The following is a 17,723-nucleotide window of genomic DNA, read 5'->3' on the forward strand; positions in this document are numbered from 1 at the left end:
GGACGGCCCGGACAGGGGTGAAAGAGGGGGCAAGCATTACCTTCCTGCCCCGACCGGCTGCTCCGTGGGTGTGGATGCCGATTCTGGCATGGTGCCGGCCAGCATCGGCGCGAGCAGCATGGCCAGCCGTGTGCATTCGGCGACCGCGCGGCTGATGGCAAAGGCTTCGAGCAGACCGCTGCGGCCGGCCAGTGGCAGCGCCAGTGCCAGCATTCCCAGCATGGCGATATTGGCCCACAGTACGGTTTTCTGCCTGCGTATCGCTATGAGCGCGCCCTGCGTGACGCTGGTCAGGCTGGCCAGGACGAGCCATGGAAGCAGGTACAGCATCGGTCCGGCCGCCGGTGCAAAGGCGTTGCCGAAGATCATCGGCAGCAGGAAGGGGCCGAGGAGGGCGAGGGCGGCCGCTCCCGACAGGGCAAGGCAGGCTGCCAGTCCCAGCTCGCGGGCGAGGCGGCGGCGGAACACGTCCATCTGTCCCCGCAGCGGGGCCAGCCTGGCCATGGCGAGCTGGCCCATCGCATTGGCCGGGACAAGAGCGGCGGTGACGATGGCCGTCGCCAGATAGTAGTATCCGGCCTCCCGGGTGCCGAAGGCATAGCCGACGAACAGCAGGTCGAGATTGGCCTGTGCCTGCGAGATCAGGGTGGACGCCATCAATGGCAGCCCGAGATGCAGCAGGGTCGGGGCGCGCAACAGTTCGGCGGCGGCCGGCGGCGGAGCGCGTAGCGTGATCGAGGAAACCAATGCGGAGAGAGACCAGCTCGCCGTGAAGATCATCGCTACCGAGCTGGCATGTTCGAGACCGGAGACCAGCATGGTGAGGGTGAGCATCGCCAGCGGTCGTACCAGCAGCAGCAGGCCCGCCTCGATGGCGTGGTTGCGTGCGAGTGCGATCCAGTCGAGTTGCAGCGACACCGCAAACAGGCTCGCTGCCATGACGACGGCGGCAAGGCGCATGTCGGGCGGCATGAACGCCGAGGCGACGATCGCCATGACGAACACGATGCCGCTGATCGACAGTCTCAGCGACAGGTAGTTCGCGATGAGGTGACGACAGGCCCCTCCGACGTAGCCCGCTTCGGCCGTCACGACCGATCGCAGGCCGAATTCGCCCAGATGCACGCCATAGGCATGCAGGGCGAGCATGATCGACCATATGCCGAGCTCGTGCGGACCGAGACTGCGGGCAATCACGGTCATGGCGACGAGATTGAGCATCATCGCCATGACCCGGCTGCCTGTCAGCGTGGCGACCGACCAGAGGTGGGGAAGGTTCACACCGCTTGAAGGCGACGATAGAGTTGCATGACCCTCGTCATGATCGCATCCTCGCTGAGATCGTCGATGCGGTCGGTGCTCCTGTAGGTACCGTTCCCGATCATGGCGGCGGCCCGCAGGCAGCCTTCGGCGAGCGAGATCGGGTCGGCATCGCAGATAAAGCCGGTCTGCCCTTCCTCGATCCAGTCCGGCACATCGCCGACATCGGTGCTGACCACCGGCCGCATGCAGCGCAGGGCTTCCTTGACGACCGTCGGAGATGCCTCGTAGCGGCTGGTGAGCAGCAGCATGCCATGGTGGTGGATGATCGCCGGCACCTCATCGTGCGGCACGCAGCCGACCCACTTGATGTGGGCGCTGGCCGGGCTCTCGGCGATGCGGCGGATGAGCTGCCGGCTGTCCTCGCCGTCTCCGGCGATCGTCAGGCGGAAATCATGACCGAGCGCCCGCAGCCGCTCGACCACCGAGATGGCCAGGGGAACGTTCTTTTGATGGCTGATGCGGCCCAGCAGCAGGATGTCGTGGGCAAGCCCTGGCGATGGGGGCCTGTTCTCGTCATGGCCGAACAGGGCCTCGTCATAGGTGGCGGGGATCACCCCGGCACGCTCGAAGGGCTCGTGGACCACGATATTCGCGAGCGTCTCGCGGTCGCGGTCGCTGACGCAGACGATGGCATCGGCCAGCGACGTGACGCGTCGCTCGAACATCAGCATGAACTTGCGGATCGGCGAGGCGAGGCTGCCGAGCCAGCCCTGCAGCACCTGGCCCGTGACATTGTGGTAGCTGATCAGGACCCGGCCGGTGCCGGGACAGAAGGTCAGCTTCGGCCAGGCGGCGTAGTTGCGGTGGAAGTGGAACACATCGCCCGCGCGAAAGTCGCGGCGGCGGGTCCAGAACCATCGCCACAGTGCGAGATAGTAGCGAAGGAAGTTCGATCCGCGCGAGATGTAGTGGATGTTCGGAGCGTCGCGGACGTCCTGCATGCGCGCGGCGACAAGCTGGAATTCCAGCCCCGATTTCAACAAGGCTCGATGCAGACCGCGGAAATGCTCGGCTCCGCCGCCAAGATCCTGCGCCAACGGGTCATTGTTGTAGAAAACGTAGATCACGGACCTTGCCCCTGGAAGATGACCCGCCGCCCAACCCGGCGAGTCTCAGAATTTCGGCCACCGATTGGTCCGGCGTGCCGTCGTTGTCGATGATCGCCAGGCCGAAGAAGGCGGCCAGTCGATCGTAGAGTTCGCGCCGCCGTTCATGATTGCGATCGGCCAGCGCATCCGGCCTGTCGCGGCGGACAGCTTCCGGGTCGCGTCGAACGAGAATGGTGATGTTCGGTCGTGGCAGGTGACGCACCAGACGCGGCCCGATCCGCTCGATCACGAACCGGTCCAGGCCGGTGTCGATGGCGAGATCGACCAATGTGTCGAAGATGCAGCGATCAGCGAGGACCATCCGCTCACCCCGCCGGCGGTAGCGCATGGCCAGATCGAGCCGGCTGTCGATGACCTGAAGGACCAGGAAGGGAAGTGCCAGCCATGCCCGCCCGGCGAAGTCGTGATAGCCGGTCACCGTGTCGCCGATGGTTTCCCTGCGGTTGTGTCCGGTAAGTCTCGCCAATGCCAGGAGCGGCTTGGAAAGATAATTGCGAAATCGGCTCCAGACATGCACGGTCGGGACGCCTTCGGCACCCAGGTGGATTTCAAGGTGCCGCAAAAGACAGGTCTTGCCACAGCCATCGGCACCGCAAAGGGCGATCATGGCCAGATCGCCGATGGACCGGGGACGTGGTGCGGGGAGGCTTTCGACCTCGGACTTCCAGCCGCGCCATTTGTCCGGATCGATGCAGGGGCGGCTGCGGCTCCGTGTTGCATGGATCAGCGCGTCGGGCAGCCGGTCCGGACTGCCGACGACAATGCCGCCCAGCTCGTTCGCATATTCGCTCACACCGGGAGTGTCGAGCGTCACCACGGTCCTCCCGCCCAGACCCGCTTCGAGAATGACGAGAGGCACATCCGAGACCGGAGCGAGAAATGGCAGCAACAGGACATCGACCTGCCGCACGGCGTTGCGCAGTGCCGTATCGTCGAGCATGCCGACCCGACAGTCGATCAACCGGCGCACCGGGCTCCTTTCCACGCGGGCGAGATAGGCGGCCATGACCTCCCGATCGCAATCAGGTCGCAACAGCAGGAGGAATCCTGCTTCGAGGCCGCGGCCGACCGCGCGCTCGAACGTTTCGAGGGCGAGCACCGCGCCGCGGAGGGCCAGCGGCGGACCCAGATAGCAGATCGTCTGCGGGCGGTAGCCGCCGGGGTCGGGAGAAACCGGAGGGAAGGGGTGAACCTGCGGACGCAGATGGCGCCCGAACGGCAGTCCTGCCCGGGTGAAGCGGCTCTGGGCGGCCCTGCTCAGATAGAGCAGCGCCCGCGCGCCCGAACGCCGGTAGCCGGCAGCCAGCAGAAATCCCGGAACCAGGCTGTTCAACAGAGGGCGCAGCACCAGCCTGCGTTCACGCCACAGGAACGCGATACCGGGAGAGAGAACTTCCCTGGGGTGGAGGCGCGGACTCGCCATGAGCATCGTCGTGTCATGGGTCCAGGGAAAGCGGCGTGTCATCATCAGGGCCATGACCCCGGTGATGATGATGACCCTGCGGGGGTCCAGCTTCTGTATGGTGAAATCGAGTTCCATCGTGGCCCTGCCGCGACGGAACAGCCGGTCGAGCCGGTGGACGGTGAACGGCCGCCCCTCGGCCATGGCGGTCGCGTCGGTGAGGACGACCACGCTTTCGCCGAGGGCGGCGAGCCCGCTGGCCATGCCATCGGCAGTGAACCATGGCTGGCGACGCAGCCGGTCGGCAGTGAAGCCGAAGATGACGATGACCGTGTCGGCCCTGTCGGGAAGACTGGCACGCCTGTGCCTCATGCCGCGCGCAGCTCGTTGCAGCGATACAGGCCGAGGAGCCGGTCGGTCACCCGTTCCCAGTCGAAACGCTGGTCAATCAGGCGTCTTGCTGCGAGTGCGCGGTCTCGCGCCTCGGCCGGATGGACAAGGATCCGTTCCACCGCCTGGGCGAGGCTGAGAGCGGTCATGTCCGTCAGCAGCACGGGGGCGTGCGGCCCCATCTCGCCCACCAGCCCGGTGGCGGTGGAGAGGACCGGCGTGCCGGCCGACATGGCTTCGAGCACGGTCAGGGGCCCGGTTTCGTAGTCGGCCGGGTTGACGAGACAGGCCACGCGCTTGAGCTTCTCGCGCAACTGGTTGCGGTCGAGAAAGCCGATGAAGTTGACCCGTTCGGCGATGCCGAGTTGTCTCGCATGATTGCGCAGCCTGCCTTCCAGCGGCCCCTCGCCGGCGATTTCGAGGCGGATGCGCGGATCCTTCAGCAGGGCCAGCGCATCCAGCAGGCGGAACAGCCCCTTGCGGTAACCGATGCGACCGGCATAGAGCAGGTGACGACTGCGGCGGTCGCAGGGGCTGAAGCCGAAGAAGCGGCTGTCCACACCGTTGGTGATGACTTCGACCGATGCCCGCGGGCAGCGGTAATGACGGTCGAGCTCGCTGGCCACGCCGTCGGAGACGGCGATGATCCGGCTTGCACGGTCGATGTGCTGTTGTTCATATCCCGCCGATACCAGTCGGGCATTCAGCCGGACCAGTCTGGCACGGACATCCCTTTCGGGAATGGCCGCCGTGTCGCTCAGCAGCGGGCTGTGGAACGTGACAAATAACGGCTTGTCGGTGTCGATGGGCGGAATGAGCGGCAGATGCGCGTGAATGATATCGGCATCACCTGCACCCTCGTCGATCCAGCGTTGCAGCATCCGCCGGATCATGGCGTGGTGAAACGGCCGCAGCTTCCAGTAGGGATAGCGCAGGTGCGCGGTGCTGCCGTCCCTGTCCTGCTGCCATCGGCCGAAGCGGCTGCCCGGCGACAGGACGATGCACTCGACACCGCGCCGGTCGAGCCGCGTGGTGATCTCCGTCAGATGGCGGGCGATACCCTCGCGCGCCGGGAACCGGTTGTTGGTGACAAAGGCGATGCGCATGGTCAGGCGTTCTCACCCCGGGCCTCGGGGGCGATCTCGCGGTTCTGCCAGAAGAAATCCTGACTGCTCAGCCAGGCATTGAGCCGGTGCGGCAGGCGATGGCCGGCCATGCCCATCCGGTAGCCGAGATAACGAACGAGCGTATGAAGGGTAGCGTAGGGTATGAGCGTCGGCCTTTCGATGGCCAGGTGCTCGATCAGTTGCCGCAGGAACTCCATTCCGCGGCTCTCATCCTTGCCGCGTGCGAGGAGCAGGTCGCTGAACTGGGCGCGGCTGTAGCCGACGTCGAACTGCCGGCGGAAATCGTTCCACAGGCCGGTGGGATGCGAATGGACCACGATGGCTTCGGGAACGTAGGCGATGCTGCGCCCGGCTTCGAGCAGTTCGCAGGCCGCGACCGTTTCCTCGCTGACCAGCGTCGGCTTGAAGCCACCGATGGCGTCGAGTGCGCGTTGTCGCCATGCAGCACAGCTGTTGGAGCAGAAATGGTTGTAATTGCCGTGCTGCTCCCGGCTCGCCAGCGAGCGCACGCCACCAAATTCGGGATAGTTGAAGTCGCGGATGAAGCGTTCGATCGGATCGGCCTCGGCCCGCGCAAGCTGGCGGGCATAGGCCATGTCGGCCTTGCCTTCGGCCAGTGGTCGCAGGAGCTTGGCGAGAAAATGATGGGTGAGGGGATGAGCGTCGGGCGTCATCATGACGACGAGGTCGGTACCCAGGCGCTTGCGCGCAGCTTCGCGGGTTGCACCGTGATTGAACGTGCCGCGCGGGATCACCCATGTTTCCGCGCCAAGCTCAAGGGCACGCTCCACCGTCCCGTCGTTGGAGGTCGAATTGACCACCAGGATGCGCGGGTTGAGCGGGGATTGGCGCAACGGCGTGATGCACCCCTCAAGGAGATCACGCGCGCGATATGTTATGATGCAGACACCAATGGTCGGCGAGATCACGGGCATGATCCAGTCCCTTTTTTTCGGCCCCGAAGGATAAGATGCCTGACCGCGATGAAAACCCACCTCCAACCTGATCGGTTCTTGTACTAAATTCAACTTTTAATTGATAAAATGCCGTCCATCGAAGCTTGTTGCAACCTGGTGTAGAATTCGACGATGGACGCCCAGATCGCGGGCATTTCCGGTGCACCGGGATCGACCAGCCCATCGCCGTTGATCCGCTCTGCTGGCTCGTCGTCATCGGCATGGGCGGCTGAAGGGCAGGGCGCGCATTCGAGTGCGCAGGCGCTGCCCACAAGCGGCCGAACCGCATCGCCAAGGCGCGTCGCGAAACTGCCGACAGTTTCCGCAAAGCCGCTGGGCGCCAGTCGGAACATCCCCTGAAGGTCCGGCAGGGTCAGGGCGAAGTTCGCTTGGGCGCTGGCGAGGATCTGCACCGGGATGAAATCGCGAACCCGGGACATGTGTCGGACCGGTGCGGGAGCGCCCCGCATCCAGTGACGCATGAGTTCGCTGACCAGCCCGGGTTTTTCCAGAGGCCCGAAGGGATGGGGGATGATCACCTTGCCAACGGCGAAGCCGCGGCGTTCGCCGGCAAAGCGCATGGCCTGCCAGCTCAGTGTCTTGGCGAGGCCATAGGCACCGATGGCCGGGCGCGGACCGTCGCCGCGCCCCTCGTCGGCCTCGAACAGGCTGCCCGTGACGACCATCCGGCGACAGCCCTGCCGTGCCAGCGCGTCGAGCAGCGCATCGATTCCGGCCGTGTTGCGGCGGGCCATCTCCAGTGGGTCATAGTCAATCGATCGGAAATTTCCCACTTCGGCACCATGCAGGAAAACGAGATCGAAAGGTCCCTCCCGTTCGACGATCCCGAGGAGGCGATGACTGCCCAGGGGAGCGGATTCGACCAGCCTTGCATGTCGTGCCGCCTTCTCGATTCTCCAGCTTCGAAGTCTGTCGCCATCGGTCAGGGTTCCACGAAGGGGCCCCACGACGGATGCACCGCGACGCGCCAGCGCCTCGGCCAGCCAGCAACCGGTGAACGAACTTGCTCCGGTGAGCAGGATCCGGCTCATGCCGGGCAAGTCTCTCCCATGGGGGAGACCCGCTCATCGAACAGCGGGTGCGACGCATCGCGCGCCGAAATCGCACGCGGCGCCATCGGCCATCGTATGGCAAAGGCCGGATCGTCATGGCGCACGCCGGCTTCATGCTGCGGTGCATGGGGTGCCGTGACGAAATATTGCACCGCGCAATCTTCTTCCAGTGTCATGAATCCGTGCGCACAACCCTCGGGTATCACCATGATCCATCCATTCCGGTCATCAAGTCCGGCCGCGTACCACTTGCGGAAGGTCGCCGAGCGGGGACGAAGGTCGAGCACCACGTCGTGTATGCGACCGGATACACATTGCACGTACTTGGTCTCGGCGAACGGGGGGTGCTGGTAGTGCAGGCCGCGCAGTGTTCCACATCGATGACTGTGGGAAATATTGGCCTGCACGATACCGGTATTGGCATCGAGCCGGTCCAGTTCCTCCACGCAGAAGCACCGGGAAAAGCGCCCCCGCTCATCGTGGTGCGCTTCCGGTTCCAGCAGGTAGACGCCTGCCATGGGCTGTTCGAGCACGCGCATCTCAGCGGGCTCCGAGCCAGGGGCGGGCACCGCCTTCGCAAAGGGCGTTCATGCGTTCATGATCGTTCGGCGTGTCCATGCTCGACCAGAAACCCTCGTGGTGGAACAGGGCGAGTTCACCCTGTTCCGACAGGCGTTGCAGCGGCTCGCGTTCGAGGACGCAGTCCGGATCGCAGCTCAGATAGTCGAGGAACTGCCGACGGAAGAAGAAGAACCCGCCATTGATCCAGCGGTCATCCAGCCGGGGCTTTTCCATGAAGTGCGACATGCCATTGGTGGCGACGCGAAATTCACCGTAGCTCGACGTGGGATTGACGGCGAGAACGGTGCCGATCCGTCGATGAACCAAATGGAAGATCATCTCCGCACCGAGATCGGCGTCGGTGAGGCCGTCGCCATAGGTCACGGCGAAGGTCTCCTCCGCGTCGAGATAGCGTGCCGCCGCGCGCGCGACCCTGGCACCGGTCATGCTGTCGCTGCCCGTGTGGGCAATCGTCACCTGCCAGTCGGGCAATCGGTCCGTCTGGTGGAAGGATATGCTCCGATTGCCCAGATCCACGGTAAAATCCTGTGAAGCCACGGGATAGTTCATGAAATAGCTGGAAATCACGTCGCCGCGATGACCGGTGCACAGGATGAACCGCCTGAAGCCGAAGCGCGCATAGGCCTGCATCAGGTGGCACAGCAGCGGTTCGCCATCGATCTCCACCATGGGTTTGGGACGCCCTGCGGCAAGCTCTCCCATCCGGGTGCCGCGTCCGCCGCACAAAATGAAAACGGGTATGCGCTCAGGAAGGCTTGATGGCATAGCTTGCCCCCGTTCCCGAAATGTCGGCGACAGAACTGGCGGCGATGCTGGCCGCGGGCAGGTCGACCAGCGTTCCGTCCAGCGATTCGTAATGGCGGATCTGCTCGATCAGCCAATCGCTCTGCGGTTCGTCGAGCAACCGGCGATAACCATCGATGGCGAGCCTGATCGCACTTCCGGTATCCAGTCTCGGCGTCCAGTCCAGTTGTCGCCTCGCCTTTTCGCCATTGAGCCGGACAACCGGCGATTCCAGGCTGTCCTGTCGTGGCCGGATATCGACACTGCCGCCAAGGACCGCGGTCACATATTCGGCGACCTGACGCACCGGCCAGCATTCGTTTCGTTCCGATGGCCCGAAATTCCATGGGCCTGAATATGACGCGGGGTCGGTCGCTGCCGCCTCGGCCAGCATCAGGTACCCCTGAAGCGCATCGAGGACATGCTGCCACGGGCGTACCGCGTCCGGATTGCGCAGGATGACGGGCTGGCCGCTGCGTGCCGCCCGGACGAGGTCGGGCAGGAGCCGGTTGTGACTGAAATCGCCGCCACCGATCACATTGCCGGCACGGGCGGTGGCGAGGCCGATGCCGTCCTCGGGTGTCAGGAAGCAGCGCCGGTAGCTTGAGGCAATGATGTCGGCGCAGGCCTTGCTGGCGCTGTAGGGATCGATGCCGCCCAACTGGTGACCTTCCCGGCAGGCCTCCTTGCGCGGTTCGTAGCATTTGTCGCTGGTGACGACGACGATTGCCCTCAACCGGCGCGATCGCCGGGCAGCCTGCAACAGGTTGAGCGTGCCGATGGTGTTGATGTCGAACGTGTCGACGGGGTTCTTCAACGCGGCCAGCACGAGGGGCTGGCCGGCGAGATGGAAGATGATTTCCGGCTCGCGACTGGCAATCGCCTGTTCCAGGGTGTCGCGGTCGCGAATATCGGCCTCGATCGTATCCATCCGGCCCTGCAGGCCCGCCGAACGGTGCAGTGTTCCCTGAACGGTGGGGCGCAGACCGAACCCGATGAGATCGGCTCCGAGATCGGCGAGCCAAGCGGAAAGCCATGTCCCCTTGAAGCCCGTATGCCCGGTGACGAGCACGCGCCGGTTCAGCCAGAATGTCCGGTTGACATCGATCATCAGTCCGTTGGTCCCTTTGAAGCATCTATCCCGAAAGAAGACGAGCTATTGTCAATTTCAACTTATACGCGATTTTTTAACGGATTCAAAACGAATCCGTCGCCCATTGGACAAGGCTTGTGTGTCGTGGAGGTTTCACATCGGCTGCGGTGGCGGTAGCGTTCGTCCACCGCACCAGACCATCGCCATGCGAGGCCGACCTTGCGCCCACCGCTCGTCTACCACCCGGCCTATGCACCCCGTCTGCCCCGCGGGCACAGGTTTCCCATGCCGAAGTTCGAGAGGTTGCTGGCCCTGCTGATCCGCAAGGGGCTGGCCGATCCATGCTGCCGCTACCGGCCGGTACCAGCCCCGCGCGGCTGGCTGGAGCTCGCCCATACGCAGGACTATGTCACGGCCGTACTGGAACAGCGGCTGGACCCCGCAGCCGAACGGCGGCTCGGCCTGCCGATGAACGAAGAGGTGGCGCTGAGGGCCCGCGCGGCGGTGGCCGGCACGGTGCTCGCCTCACGCCTGGCGCTTGAACACGGCATGGCCTGCAATCTCGCCGGTGGCAGTCATCATGCCTTTGCCGATGCCGGCAGCGGGTTTTGCGTCTTCAACGACGTCGCCGTCGCCAGCCGGGTCCTGCTGAGCGAGGGGCAGGTGCGCCGGGTGCTGGTGATCGATCTCGACGTTCACCAGGGCGATGGGACCGCCTCGATCATGCGGGGCGATCCGTCGGTCTTCACCTTTTCGATGCACTGCCGCACCAACTTCCCGGCGCGCAAGGAGCGCTCGCATCTCGATCTGGCGCTGGATCCGGGCTGTGGCGACGACGACTATCTCGCCGTCCTGGACCGGCTGCTGCGACCGCTCATCGCCGGGTTGCGTCCGGACATCGTCTTCTACAATGCCGGCGTCGATCCGCATGAGCGCGACAGGCTCGGCCGTCTGGCGCTCACCGATGCCGGACTGCGCGCACGCGAGGAGACGGTGCTGCGTACGGTCCGCGGTGCGGGTATCCCGCTGGTCTGCGTGGTCGGTGGAGGCTATGGCGAGGACATCGAGGAGGTCGTCGCCCGCCATGCCGTGCTCCACGAGGTCGCCCGCGATCTCGGATGAGGCCGGTTCGCCGCTGCCTGCATGCCGATGGATACGGTTGCATGCCGCCGCATCAGCCGATGATCTTGCCCGGATTCATGATGCCGTTCGGGTCGAGTGCCCGCTTGATCGTCGCCATCACCTGAACGGCGTCGCCATGTTCCTCGGCGAGGCTGTCGATCTTGCCATGGCCGATGCCGTGCTCGCCGGTACAGGTGCCCCCCATCGCCAGCGCCCGTCGCACCAGCCGCTTGTTGAGGAAACGCGCTTTTTCGAGCTCGGCGGGGTCGCCAGGATCGATGAGGAACTGCACGTGGAAATTGCCGTCGCCGACATGGCCGACGATGGGAGCGAGCAGGCCGCTTTCCTCGATGTCGGTACGGGTCTCGTGGATGCACCGGGCAAGCCGCGAGATCGGCACGCAGACGTCGGTGGGCCAGGCCATGCAGCCCTTGCGCAGGGCAAGACCCGCGTAATAGGCGTCGTGGCGGGCCTGCCACAGGCGGTTGCGATCCTCCGGGCGCACGGCCCATTCGAAATTCCTGCCGCCGAAGCTCTCCGCGATTTCCTGGGCGGTTTCGGAGTTTTCCCCGACACCCGTTTCACTGCCGTGAAACTCGTAGAACAGGGTCGGGGCGGCGGTCATGTCGTGGAGCTTCGAATATTCGATACAGGCGCGCATCTGCAACGGATCGAGCAACTCGATGCGGGCCACCGGCAGGCCGATCTGGATGGTCTGTATCACCGCTTCGACGGCATTCTCGATGGTGGGAAAGCTGCACACGGCCGCAGCGATCTGCTCGGGGATTCCGAACAGCCGCAGGCGGATCTCGGTGATGATGCCGAGCGTTCCCTCCGAGCCGATAAACAACCGTGTGAGATCGTATCCGGCTGATGACTTTCTTGCCCGGCCACCCGTCTTGATGATGCGGCCGTCGGCCAGCACCACCGTCAGTCCGAGGACACTCTCGCGCATGGTGCCGTAACGCACGGCATTGGTACCGGAAGCACGGGTCGCCGCCATGCCGCCGATACTCGCGTCGGCGCCCGGATCGACCGGGAAGAACAGGCCCATGTCGCGCAGGTGGTTGTTGAGCTGCTTGCGTGTGACGCCGGCACCCACGAGGCAGTCGAGATCGTCGGGGGAAACCTCGACGATCCGGTCGAAGCCGGAGAGGTCGATGCACAGGCCGCCATGCAGGGCCTCGACATGGCCTTCCAGCGAGGTGCCCGTGCCGAACGGAATGATGGGCATCAAGTGCCGGTTGCAGATCTTCGCGATCGCGGAAACTTCCTCGGTCGTGCGAGCGAAGGCCACGGCATCGGGGGGCGGACAGTTGCCGTGGTGCCCTTCGCCATGACCGTGGTGCTCGCGTACCGACAGCGACCGGCTCAACCTTTCGCCGAGGATCCCGTCCAGTTCGGCAAGTGCCGCCGCATGTCGATCTTCGTCCTTGTGCACCGTCCTGCTCATGCCATTCCTCCCACAGATCCGACTATCGAGCGATGTTCGCAGTCTAGGGCGCGGACAGGGCAGGGAAAAGGGGCGTCAGCCGGGCTGGAAGCTCTGCACAAGGCTGCCGACGACGAGAAACCAGCCATCGACAAGGACGAAGAAGACAATCTTGAACGGCAGGGAGATGATCACCGGCGGCAGCATCATCATGCCCATCGACATGAGGATCGAGGCCACGACCATGTCGATGACGAGAAACGGGACGAAGACCAGAAAGCCGATCTCGAAGGCCCGGCGCAGTTCGCTGATCATGAAGGCCGGCACGAGGACGCGAAGGGGCGTGGATTCCGCGTTCTCCACCGGCTGCAGCTTGGCGATGTCATAGAACAGCCCGAGGTCCTTTTCGCGGACCTGCTGGAGCATGAAGGTGCGGAACGGGGCACTGGCCTTCTCGAAGGCTTCCATTTCATCCATCCGATTTTCAATCAGCGGAGAAATTCCCGTATTCCATGCTGTCTCGAATGTGGGTGTCATGATGAACAGGGTGAGGAACAGGGCAAGGCTCACCAGCACGGCGTTGGGCGGGGTCTGCTGCAACCCCAGCGCGGTACGCAGGAACGACAGGACGATCACCACCCTGGTGAAGGACGTCACCATTACCAGGATCGAGGGTGCAAGGCTGAGGACGGTGATGAGCAGGACGAGGCGGATGATCTGCCCGCTGACCGATCCCCCTTCGCCCAGGTCGATGCTGATCGACTGGGCTGCCGCGGGAGCGCTCCAGAAGATGAGCGTCGCCAGCATGGCCAGACCCATGCACAGGCGCGAACCGGGAAGGGTGCGAAGGGTCATGCCGCCGATCCATCGGTCGTGGTCGGCGAGGGCGCCGGGCTGCCTGAAGGGGCTGGCAGCGCGGTGGCTCCGCCGGGGCCCAGCACCAGCAGGTGTTCACGGTCATCGTGCCGTACAAGGACGAGGCGGTGGCGTGTGTCGAGTGCCCGCATCTCGACGATGCCGAGACGCCGCCCTGTCTGCCGCTCCCCGAGATTGGGAAGGAAGCGGCGAGCTGCCCAGGTCAGGAGCAGCAGCAGGCCGAGCACGACGACGAGGGCCGCGACGGACCGCATCAGGTCGAGATTGTCGACGGCCACTCAATCGTGCTCCCGTGCGCCGCGCGGGAAGGCTATGACCCGGCTGCCGTAAGCAGCCGAAGCCTGTCTCCGCGTGGTTGCATTCTCGACCTCGTTGCGGGCCCGGGTGCATTCGCGATCGAGATATTCGACAATCGTGTTGACCTCTTCGAGCAGGGCGAACAGGGGGCGCTGGGCCATCTCGCGCGCCGGGTCGCCGAGTCCGGTGATCTCGGGCATCAGGCGCCTGATGTCTTCGAGAATGCCGTCGAGCTCGATGGTTTCGCCGTTGCGGGTACGGCGGCCAAGCTCGGCCGTGCTGGCGAGGAGAGCTTGCAGCCTTTCGAGGCAATCATCTTCATTCGGAGAAAGTCTCCGATCATTGGTATTCATGCCCTCATGCCTTTGCCGATCGCCTCCGGTTCCGTGATCATGGCCGGTGCTGCCTTTCGCTGGCAGCGGCCGAATTTGTGCGGTAGAGCAGAGCCAGGATTTCAGCCACGGCAGCGAAGGCCGCCACGGGGATGGGGCTCTGCATGTCGAGCTTTTCGAGCAGGGCCGCGAGATCGGCATCCTTGCGAACGGGGATACCCTCCTCGCGGGCGACCGCGAGGATCTGGCGCGCGATCGCTCCGCGTCCCTTGGCCGTGACATAGGGCAGCGTGCCCGACTCGCGGTCATAGCGCAGGGCTATGGCGATTTCGTGCGATGACTCCATGGCCTTACCGTCATGTTGACCTGTCCGTCATGATGACGACGTTAGCGCAACATGCTTAACGAATGCTTAACGGCCATGTTGACGAAAGGCCGGAAGCCGCGGATGGCGATCCGGTGCACGGGTGATGGGGAAGGACGGGCGATGGCATTGGGCGAGAGCGAGCTTCGGCGCTATGCCCGCCAGATCGTCCTGCCGGAGATCGGCGGGATCGGTCAGGAGCGGCTGATGGCGGCAGGCGTGCTGGTGATCGGTGCGGGCGGGCTGGGCTCGCCGCTGCTCCTCTATCTGGCGGCTGCCGGAATTGGCCGTATCGGCGTGGTCGACTTCGACCGGGTCGACGAGAGCAACCTGCAGCGCCAGATCGCGTTTGCGTCCGCAGATCAGGGATGCAGCAAGGTCGAAGCCGTGCGTCGGCGCATCCATGCCCTCAATCCGCTCGTGCAGATCATCGGGCATGACCTGAGGCTGGACGAAACCAACGCTGCCGAACTCATCGGCGCTTACGACATCGTTGCCGACGGCTGCGACGACCTCGCGACGCGATTGTTGGTTCACGATGCGGCCATGGCTGCCGGCAAGCCGCTGGTGAGCGGGGCCGTGCAGGGGCTCGACGGACAACTGACCACCTACAAGGCCTATCTGGGGCCTCCGCATCCGTGCATGCGCTGCCTGATGGACGAACGGCCCGGCGATGACGTGCTGCCGACGTGCGCGCAGGGAGGCATCCTCGGCAGTGCCGCCGGCGTGATCGGTTCCCTGCAGGCCACCGAGGTGATCAAGGAGTTGCTGGGACTGGAGGGGTTGTCCGGCAGAATGATGCATTATGATGCGTTATCGTGCGATTTGATGCCTATGCGGCTTCGTCGCCGGCAGCGTTGCGAAGGCAGCTGCAAGCTGAACGAGACGTTATGACAAAGGCGGCATTATTGAGGAGTGGTCATTCCCGATATGTTGCTCAATAGGATGCCATCCGAAAAAGCGAGGTTGCACGTGGCGTCGCTGTTTTGTAAGGGGGCGACGAGATCACGGTCGTGACCGTGAATGGGCGATGGAACCGTTTCGGCGGCTCGTGTTCAGGGTAGATTGGCGATGTCCGAAGTCTTTGACCAAACGTATACCCCCAGTGAAAACGAACCCTACATGAACCCGCGTCAGGTGGAGTATTTCCGGCGCAAGCTCAACGAATGGCGTGACGAGATCCTCAAGGGTTCGGGTGCCACCCTCAAGCAACTCCAGCAGGAAGAGAATCGCCTTCCGGATGCAAGTGACTGGGCTTCGGCCGATGCCCAGCGAAACTTCGAGTTGCGGACGCGTGATCGTGAACGCAAGCTGCTGAGCAAGATCGAAGCCGCTCTCGAGCGGATCGAGGATGGCAGCTACGGTTATTGCGAGGACACGATGGAGCCCATCGGTGTTCGTCGCCTCCAGGCACGGCCGATTGCGACACTCAGTATCGAGGCTCAGGAAAAGCACGAGAAGCGCGAGCGCGCCTATCGCGACGAATAATTCCACCGGCCGCGTTCGACGATGTCATGTCGGGCGTGGCCGCCACACATCGTGATGTGTTTGAAGACGGGCATCGTTCCCGATGTGTGTCCGGGTGTCGAGTATTGTAGCCCGGCAAGAATGACCGGCAACCCGGCAAAAATTTCCGGTTGAATTGGCGTTCATTGGCACGCCGGTCGCTCCAAGACCCCTGAAACGGGATCTGGCACGCTCCTTGCTGACGGTGCGGGCATGTCAGAAAACGCCATCAGCCAAGTCAGTTCAAGGTCGCTGGCCGGTCGGATGCCTCAAGGGGAGGCGGCCGCGGCCGATCCTCTCCTTGCCATGCTGTTCGCCAACCTGCTCATCAACCCGGGCAGGGTGGCGGATACCAGCGCCAACGCCGATTCGCTCGCGGGTGCGGGCAACCTGTCGGCCGGCCTGCCGCTTGACACCGTGGTTGACACCGATACCCCTGCCGCCGCCGGCCGGCCGCCAATCCTCGACCGTGCCCCCGGTTTGTTCCCGCAGGCGATGGGAGAACTTGCAGCGGATGTCGGGGATGCGATGAATGCGCCCGACACAGGGAGTGCGCATCCGAACGAGATTGTCCCGACGAAACCGCCATTGGTGGCAGGTGTTGTCGGTAACCCGGTGGTTTCGACGGTCGACGCGCTGCGGACCCGCTTTCTGGCGAACTCCGTCTTGCCGGTCGCGGCCCCAGCGACCGTCGCAACGACAGTGGGAACACCGATGGTGCAGGTGCCCGCGGCGGTCGACCAGGCACTGCCTGACGGTCCGCAGCAGTCGTTGACCGAACCGCCGGTATCCTTCGATACCGGAGGAAATCCCGTCGAGACGGCATGGGCCGACACGGCGGGGGATGCCACGTCCGTTACCGACATGGCGATTGTCGCCCGCATGAACATATCGCCGTCAACCACGGCGCGTGGCGGCGATGTTGTGGTTCCGCTGAACGACCTCATCGTCGGTGATCCCGAGGTCGAGATGATTTCCGGGTTGCCGGAGGCGATCAAGGCTTCGTCGCAGCCGTCCGATACCCGCATCGTACAGCAGCCAGTGCCGGCCGCTCCGGCGGTCGACGATTCGGCACCCGTTGCGCTTGCGGCCGGGACATCGCCGACCGTCGTCCCCACGGCCGTGTCTGCCGTCGCACCGTTACGCGACGAGCGTGGCGGCCCGGTACGTCCGATACCGGCAGTGAGCCACGTCGACACAAGACCCGTTCAGATGGCCGAACTGCCGACCCGCAGCGAGCGCATGTCGATGGTCGTGGACAGGTTGCCGCCGGCAAGCGGCGCTGTCGTCTCGACCATGTCCGGTCATTCGGCGGGATCGTCCTATGTGCCCGAGGTGCCGGTCGAGCGTACCGGATGGATGCGGGCATTCTCTCCTGAAGCCAGTGATCCCGTTGCCGGGACCTCCGTCGACGAAACGGCCGACAGTCCCGATGCCGTCGATTTCGACCTGGGGGAATTTCGCCCCGTACGCGAGAGTGGAGCATTGCATGCCGAACGGGTCTACGCCCGGACGCAGTTGCCACTGCCTCCCTCCGTCCAGATCGCCCAGCAACTTGTCCAGGCGACCCAGGACGGTGTCGGCCGCCTGCGGATCCAGCTTCATCCCGAGGAACTCGGCGGCGTCGATATCGATGTCTCCTTCGACCATGAACGCAAGGTCTCGGTGTCGATATCCGTCGAACGCCCGGAGACCCTCGACCTGCTGCAGCGGGAGTCCCGGCATCTCGAAAGGTTGCTCGGTCAGCATGGCCTGGCGGTCGACAACGGTCTCGACCTCGCCATGCAGCAGAACCGTTCCAACGGCCAGCAGGGCGGCCATGGACATCGCGAGCAGCGAGGCGGCTTTGCCGGTCATCTGGACGAGCTGCCCAAGGAGGCCACGCCGGTTTCGGCCGCGGCGGTGGCCATGCCGGTTCTGGTGACCAACGGCTTGTATGACCTAACGATATAGAAA

General features: G+C 64.4%; 18 protein-coding genes. 4 read left to right on the forward strand and 14 right to left on the reverse strand.

The window, feature by feature from the left end; genetic code table 11:
* Positions 1–36: 36 nt before the first annotated feature.
* The 9 genes from H6851_14130 to rfbG form a co-directional block, all read right to left on the reverse strand.
* Positions 37–1,281, reverse strand: coding sequence for a lipopolysaccharide biosynthesis protein (locus tag H6851_14130; protein ID MCB9944743.1), 1,245 nt, complete (start codon positions 1,279–1,281; stop codon positions 37–39).
* Positions 1,278–2,390, reverse strand: a complete 1,113-nt coding sequence (locus H6851_14135) for a glycosyltransferase family 4 protein (GenBank protein MCB9944744.1) — start codon at positions 2,388–2,390, stop codon at positions 1,278–1,280. The genes H6851_14130 and H6851_14135 overlap by 4 nt, the downstream gene beginning before the upstream one ends.
* Positions 2,365–4,206, reverse strand: a complete 1,842-nt coding sequence (locus tag H6851_14140) for a hypothetical protein (protein ID MCB9944745.1) — start codon at positions 4,204–4,206, stop codon at positions 2,365–2,367. The genes H6851_14135 and H6851_14140 overlap by 26 nt, the downstream gene beginning before the upstream one ends.
* Positions 4,203–5,330, reverse strand: a complete 1,128-nt coding sequence (locus H6851_14145) for a glycosyltransferase family 4 protein (GenBank protein MCB9944746.1) — start codon at positions 5,328–5,330, stop codon at positions 4,203–4,205. Before H6851_14145 ends, H6851_14140 begins: the two co-directional genes overlap by 4 nt.
* A gap of 2 nt (positions 5,331–5,332) precedes the next feature.
* Entirely contained in the window at positions 5,333–6,286 is a 954-nt protein-coding gene (locus H6851_14150) for a glycosyltransferase family 2 protein (protein MCB9944747.1), read from the reverse strand.
* An 89-nt stretch (positions 6,287–6,375) separates the two neighbouring features.
* Positions 6,376–7,359, reverse strand: a complete 984-nt coding sequence (locus H6851_14155; protein ID MCB9944748.1) for an NAD(P)-dependent oxidoreductase — start codon at positions 7,357–7,359, stop codon at positions 6,376–6,378.
* Entirely contained in the window at positions 7,356–7,919 is a 564-nt protein-coding gene (locus tag H6851_14160) for a dTDP-4-dehydrorhamnose 3,5-epimerase family protein (protein MCB9944749.1), read from the reverse strand. Before H6851_14160 ends, H6851_14155 begins: the two co-directional genes overlap by 4 nt.
* Position 7,920: 1 nt before the next feature.
* The gene (locus H6851_14165; protein MCB9944750.1) at positions 7,921–8,727 is read right to left on the reverse strand and encodes an NTP transferase domain-containing protein; all 807 of its coding nucleotides are present in this window, start codon (positions 8,725–8,727) and stop codon (positions 7,921–7,923) included.
* Entirely contained in the window at positions 8,708–9,856 is a 1,149-nt protein-coding gene (rfbG, locus tag H6851_14170) for a CDP-glucose 4,6-dehydratase (GenBank protein ID MCB9944751.1), read from the reverse strand. The genes H6851_14165 and rfbG overlap by 20 nt, the downstream gene beginning before the upstream one ends.
* Positions 9,857–10,123: 267 nt before the next feature.
* Between rfbG and H6851_14175 the strand changes: the two genes are divergently transcribed.
* Positions 10,124–10,960, forward strand: coding sequence for a histone deacetylase (locus H6851_14175; protein ID MCB9944752.1), 837 nt, complete (start codon positions 10,124–10,126; stop codon positions 10,958–10,960).
* Between the two features lie 52 nt (positions 10,961–11,012).
* Here H6851_14175 and H6851_14180 read toward each other — a convergent pair whose 3' ends face one another.
* From H6851_14180 to H6851_14200, 5 genes are all read right to left on the reverse strand, one after another.
* Positions 11,013–12,413 carry an FAD-binding protein gene (locus H6851_14180; protein MCB9944753.1) on the reverse strand — a complete coding sequence of 467 codons (1,401 nt, stop codon included), beginning with the start codon at positions 12,411–12,413 and terminating at the stop codon, positions 11,013–11,015.
* A 75-nt stretch (positions 12,414–12,488) separates the two neighbouring features.
* Positions 12,489–13,247, reverse strand: coding sequence for a flagellar type III secretion system pore protein FliP (fliP, locus tag H6851_14185; protein MCB9944754.1), 759 nt, complete (start codon positions 13,245–13,247; stop codon positions 12,489–12,491).
* On the reverse strand, positions 13,244–13,522 hold the full coding sequence (locus H6851_14190; GenBank protein MCB9944755.1) for a flagellar biosynthetic protein FliO: 279 nt from the start codon (positions 13,520–13,522) through the stop codon (positions 13,244–13,246). The genes fliP and H6851_14190 overlap by 4 nt, the downstream gene beginning before the upstream one ends.
* 24 nt (positions 13,523–13,546) lie before the next feature.
* A complete protein-coding gene (locus tag H6851_14195) occupies positions 13,547–13,918 on the reverse strand; it encodes a hypothetical protein (protein MCB9944756.1) in 372 nt (123 codons plus the stop codon).
* A gap of 37 nt (positions 13,919–13,955) precedes the next feature.
* Positions 13,956–14,243 carry an EscU/YscU/HrcU family type III secretion system export apparatus switch protein gene (locus H6851_14200; GenBank protein MCB9944757.1) on the reverse strand — a complete coding sequence of 96 codons (288 nt, stop codon included), beginning with the start codon at positions 14,241–14,243 and terminating at the stop codon, positions 13,956–13,958.
* Between the two features lie 141 nt (positions 14,244–14,384).
* On the opposite strand from H6851_14200, the gene H6851_14205 reads away from it, so the two are divergent.
* The 3 genes from H6851_14205 (at position 14,385) to H6851_14215 (ending at position 17,720) form a co-directional block, all read left to right on the forward strand.
* Positions 14,385–15,155: a HesA/MoeB/ThiF family protein gene (locus tag H6851_14205; GenBank protein MCB9944758.1), complete on the forward strand. Its 771-nt coding sequence runs from the start codon at positions 14,385–14,387 to the stop codon at positions 15,153–15,155.
* Between the two features lie 177 nt (positions 15,156–15,332).
* Entirely contained in the window at positions 15,333–15,749 is a 417-nt protein-coding gene (dksA, locus tag H6851_14210) for an RNA polymerase-binding protein DksA (protein MCB9944759.1), read from the forward strand.
* Positions 15,750–15,980: 231 nt separating this feature from the next.
* Complete coding sequence (locus H6851_14215) at positions 15,981–17,720, forward strand: flagellar hook-length control protein FliK (protein MCB9944760.1); 1,740 nt, start codon at positions 15,981–15,983, stop codon at positions 17,718–17,720.
* Positions 17,721–17,723 lie beyond the last annotated feature (3 nt).

The organism is Geminicoccaceae bacterium, from assembly GCA_020638465.1.
In the GTDB taxonomy this organism is placed as follows: domain Bacteria; phylum Pseudomonadota; class Alphaproteobacteria; order Geminicoccales; family Geminicoccaceae; genus JAGREO01.

Excerpts from the sequence above, each read along its gene's own strand:
- H6851_14215 (MCB9944760.1), top strand. The coding sequence starts at position 15,981 with ATGTCAGAAAACGCCATCAGCCAAGTCAGTTCAAGGTCGCTGGCCGGT.
- rfbG (MCB9944751.1), bottom strand. The coding sequence starts at position 9,856 with ATGATCGATGTCAACCGGACATTCTGGCTGAACCGGCGCGTGCTCGTC.
- H6851_14150 (MCB9944747.1), bottom strand. The coding sequence starts at position 6,286 with ATGCCCGTGATCTCGCCGACCATTGGTGTCTGCATCATAACATATCGC.
- H6851_14200 (MCB9944757.1), bottom strand. The coding sequence starts at position 14,243 with ATGGAGTCATCGCACGAAATCGCCATAGCCCTGCGCTATGACCGCGAG.
- fliP (MCB9944754.1), bottom strand. The coding sequence starts at position 13,247 with ATGACCCTTCGCACCCTTCCCGGTTCGCGCCTGTGCATGGGTCTGGCC.
- H6851_14205 (MCB9944758.1), top strand. The coding sequence starts at position 14,385 with ATGGCATTGGGCGAGAGCGAGCTTCGGCGCTATGCCCGCCAGATCGTC.
- H6851_14145 (MCB9944746.1), bottom strand. The coding sequence starts at position 5,330 with ATGCGCATCGCCTTTGTCACCAACAACCGGTTCCCGGCGCGCGAGGGT.
- dksA (MCB9944759.1), top strand. The coding sequence starts at position 15,333 with ATGTCCGAAGTCTTTGACCAAACGTATACCCCCAGTGAAAACGAACCC.
- H6851_14175 (MCB9944752.1), top strand. The coding sequence starts at position 10,124 with ATGCCGAAGTTCGAGAGGTTGCTGGCCCTGCTGATCCGCAAGGGGCTG.
- H6851_14180 (MCB9944753.1), bottom strand. The coding sequence starts at position 12,413 with ATGAGCAGGACGGTGCACAAGGACGAAGATCGACATGCGGCGGCACTT.
- H6851_14190 (MCB9944755.1), bottom strand. The coding sequence starts at position 13,522 with ATGCGGTCCGTCGCGGCCCTCGTCGTCGTGCTCGGCCTGCTGCTGCTC.
- H6851_14195 (MCB9944756.1), bottom strand. The coding sequence starts at position 13,918 with ATGAATACCAATGATCGGAGACTTTCTCCGAATGAAGATGATTGCCTC.
- H6851_14140 (MCB9944745.1), bottom strand. The coding sequence starts at position 4,206 with ATGAGGCACAGGCGTGCCAGTCTTCCCGACAGGGCCGACACGGTCATC.
- H6851_14155 (MCB9944748.1), bottom strand. The coding sequence starts at position 7,359 with ATGAGCCGGATCCTGCTCACCGGAGCAAGTTCGTTCACCGGTTGCTGG.
- H6851_14165 (MCB9944750.1), bottom strand. The coding sequence starts at position 8,727 with ATGCCATCAAGCCTTCCTGAGCGCATACCCGTTTTCATTTTGTGCGGC.
- H6851_14160 (MCB9944749.1), bottom strand. The coding sequence starts at position 7,919 with ATGCGCGTGCTCGAACAGCCCATGGCAGGCGTCTACCTGCTGGAACCG.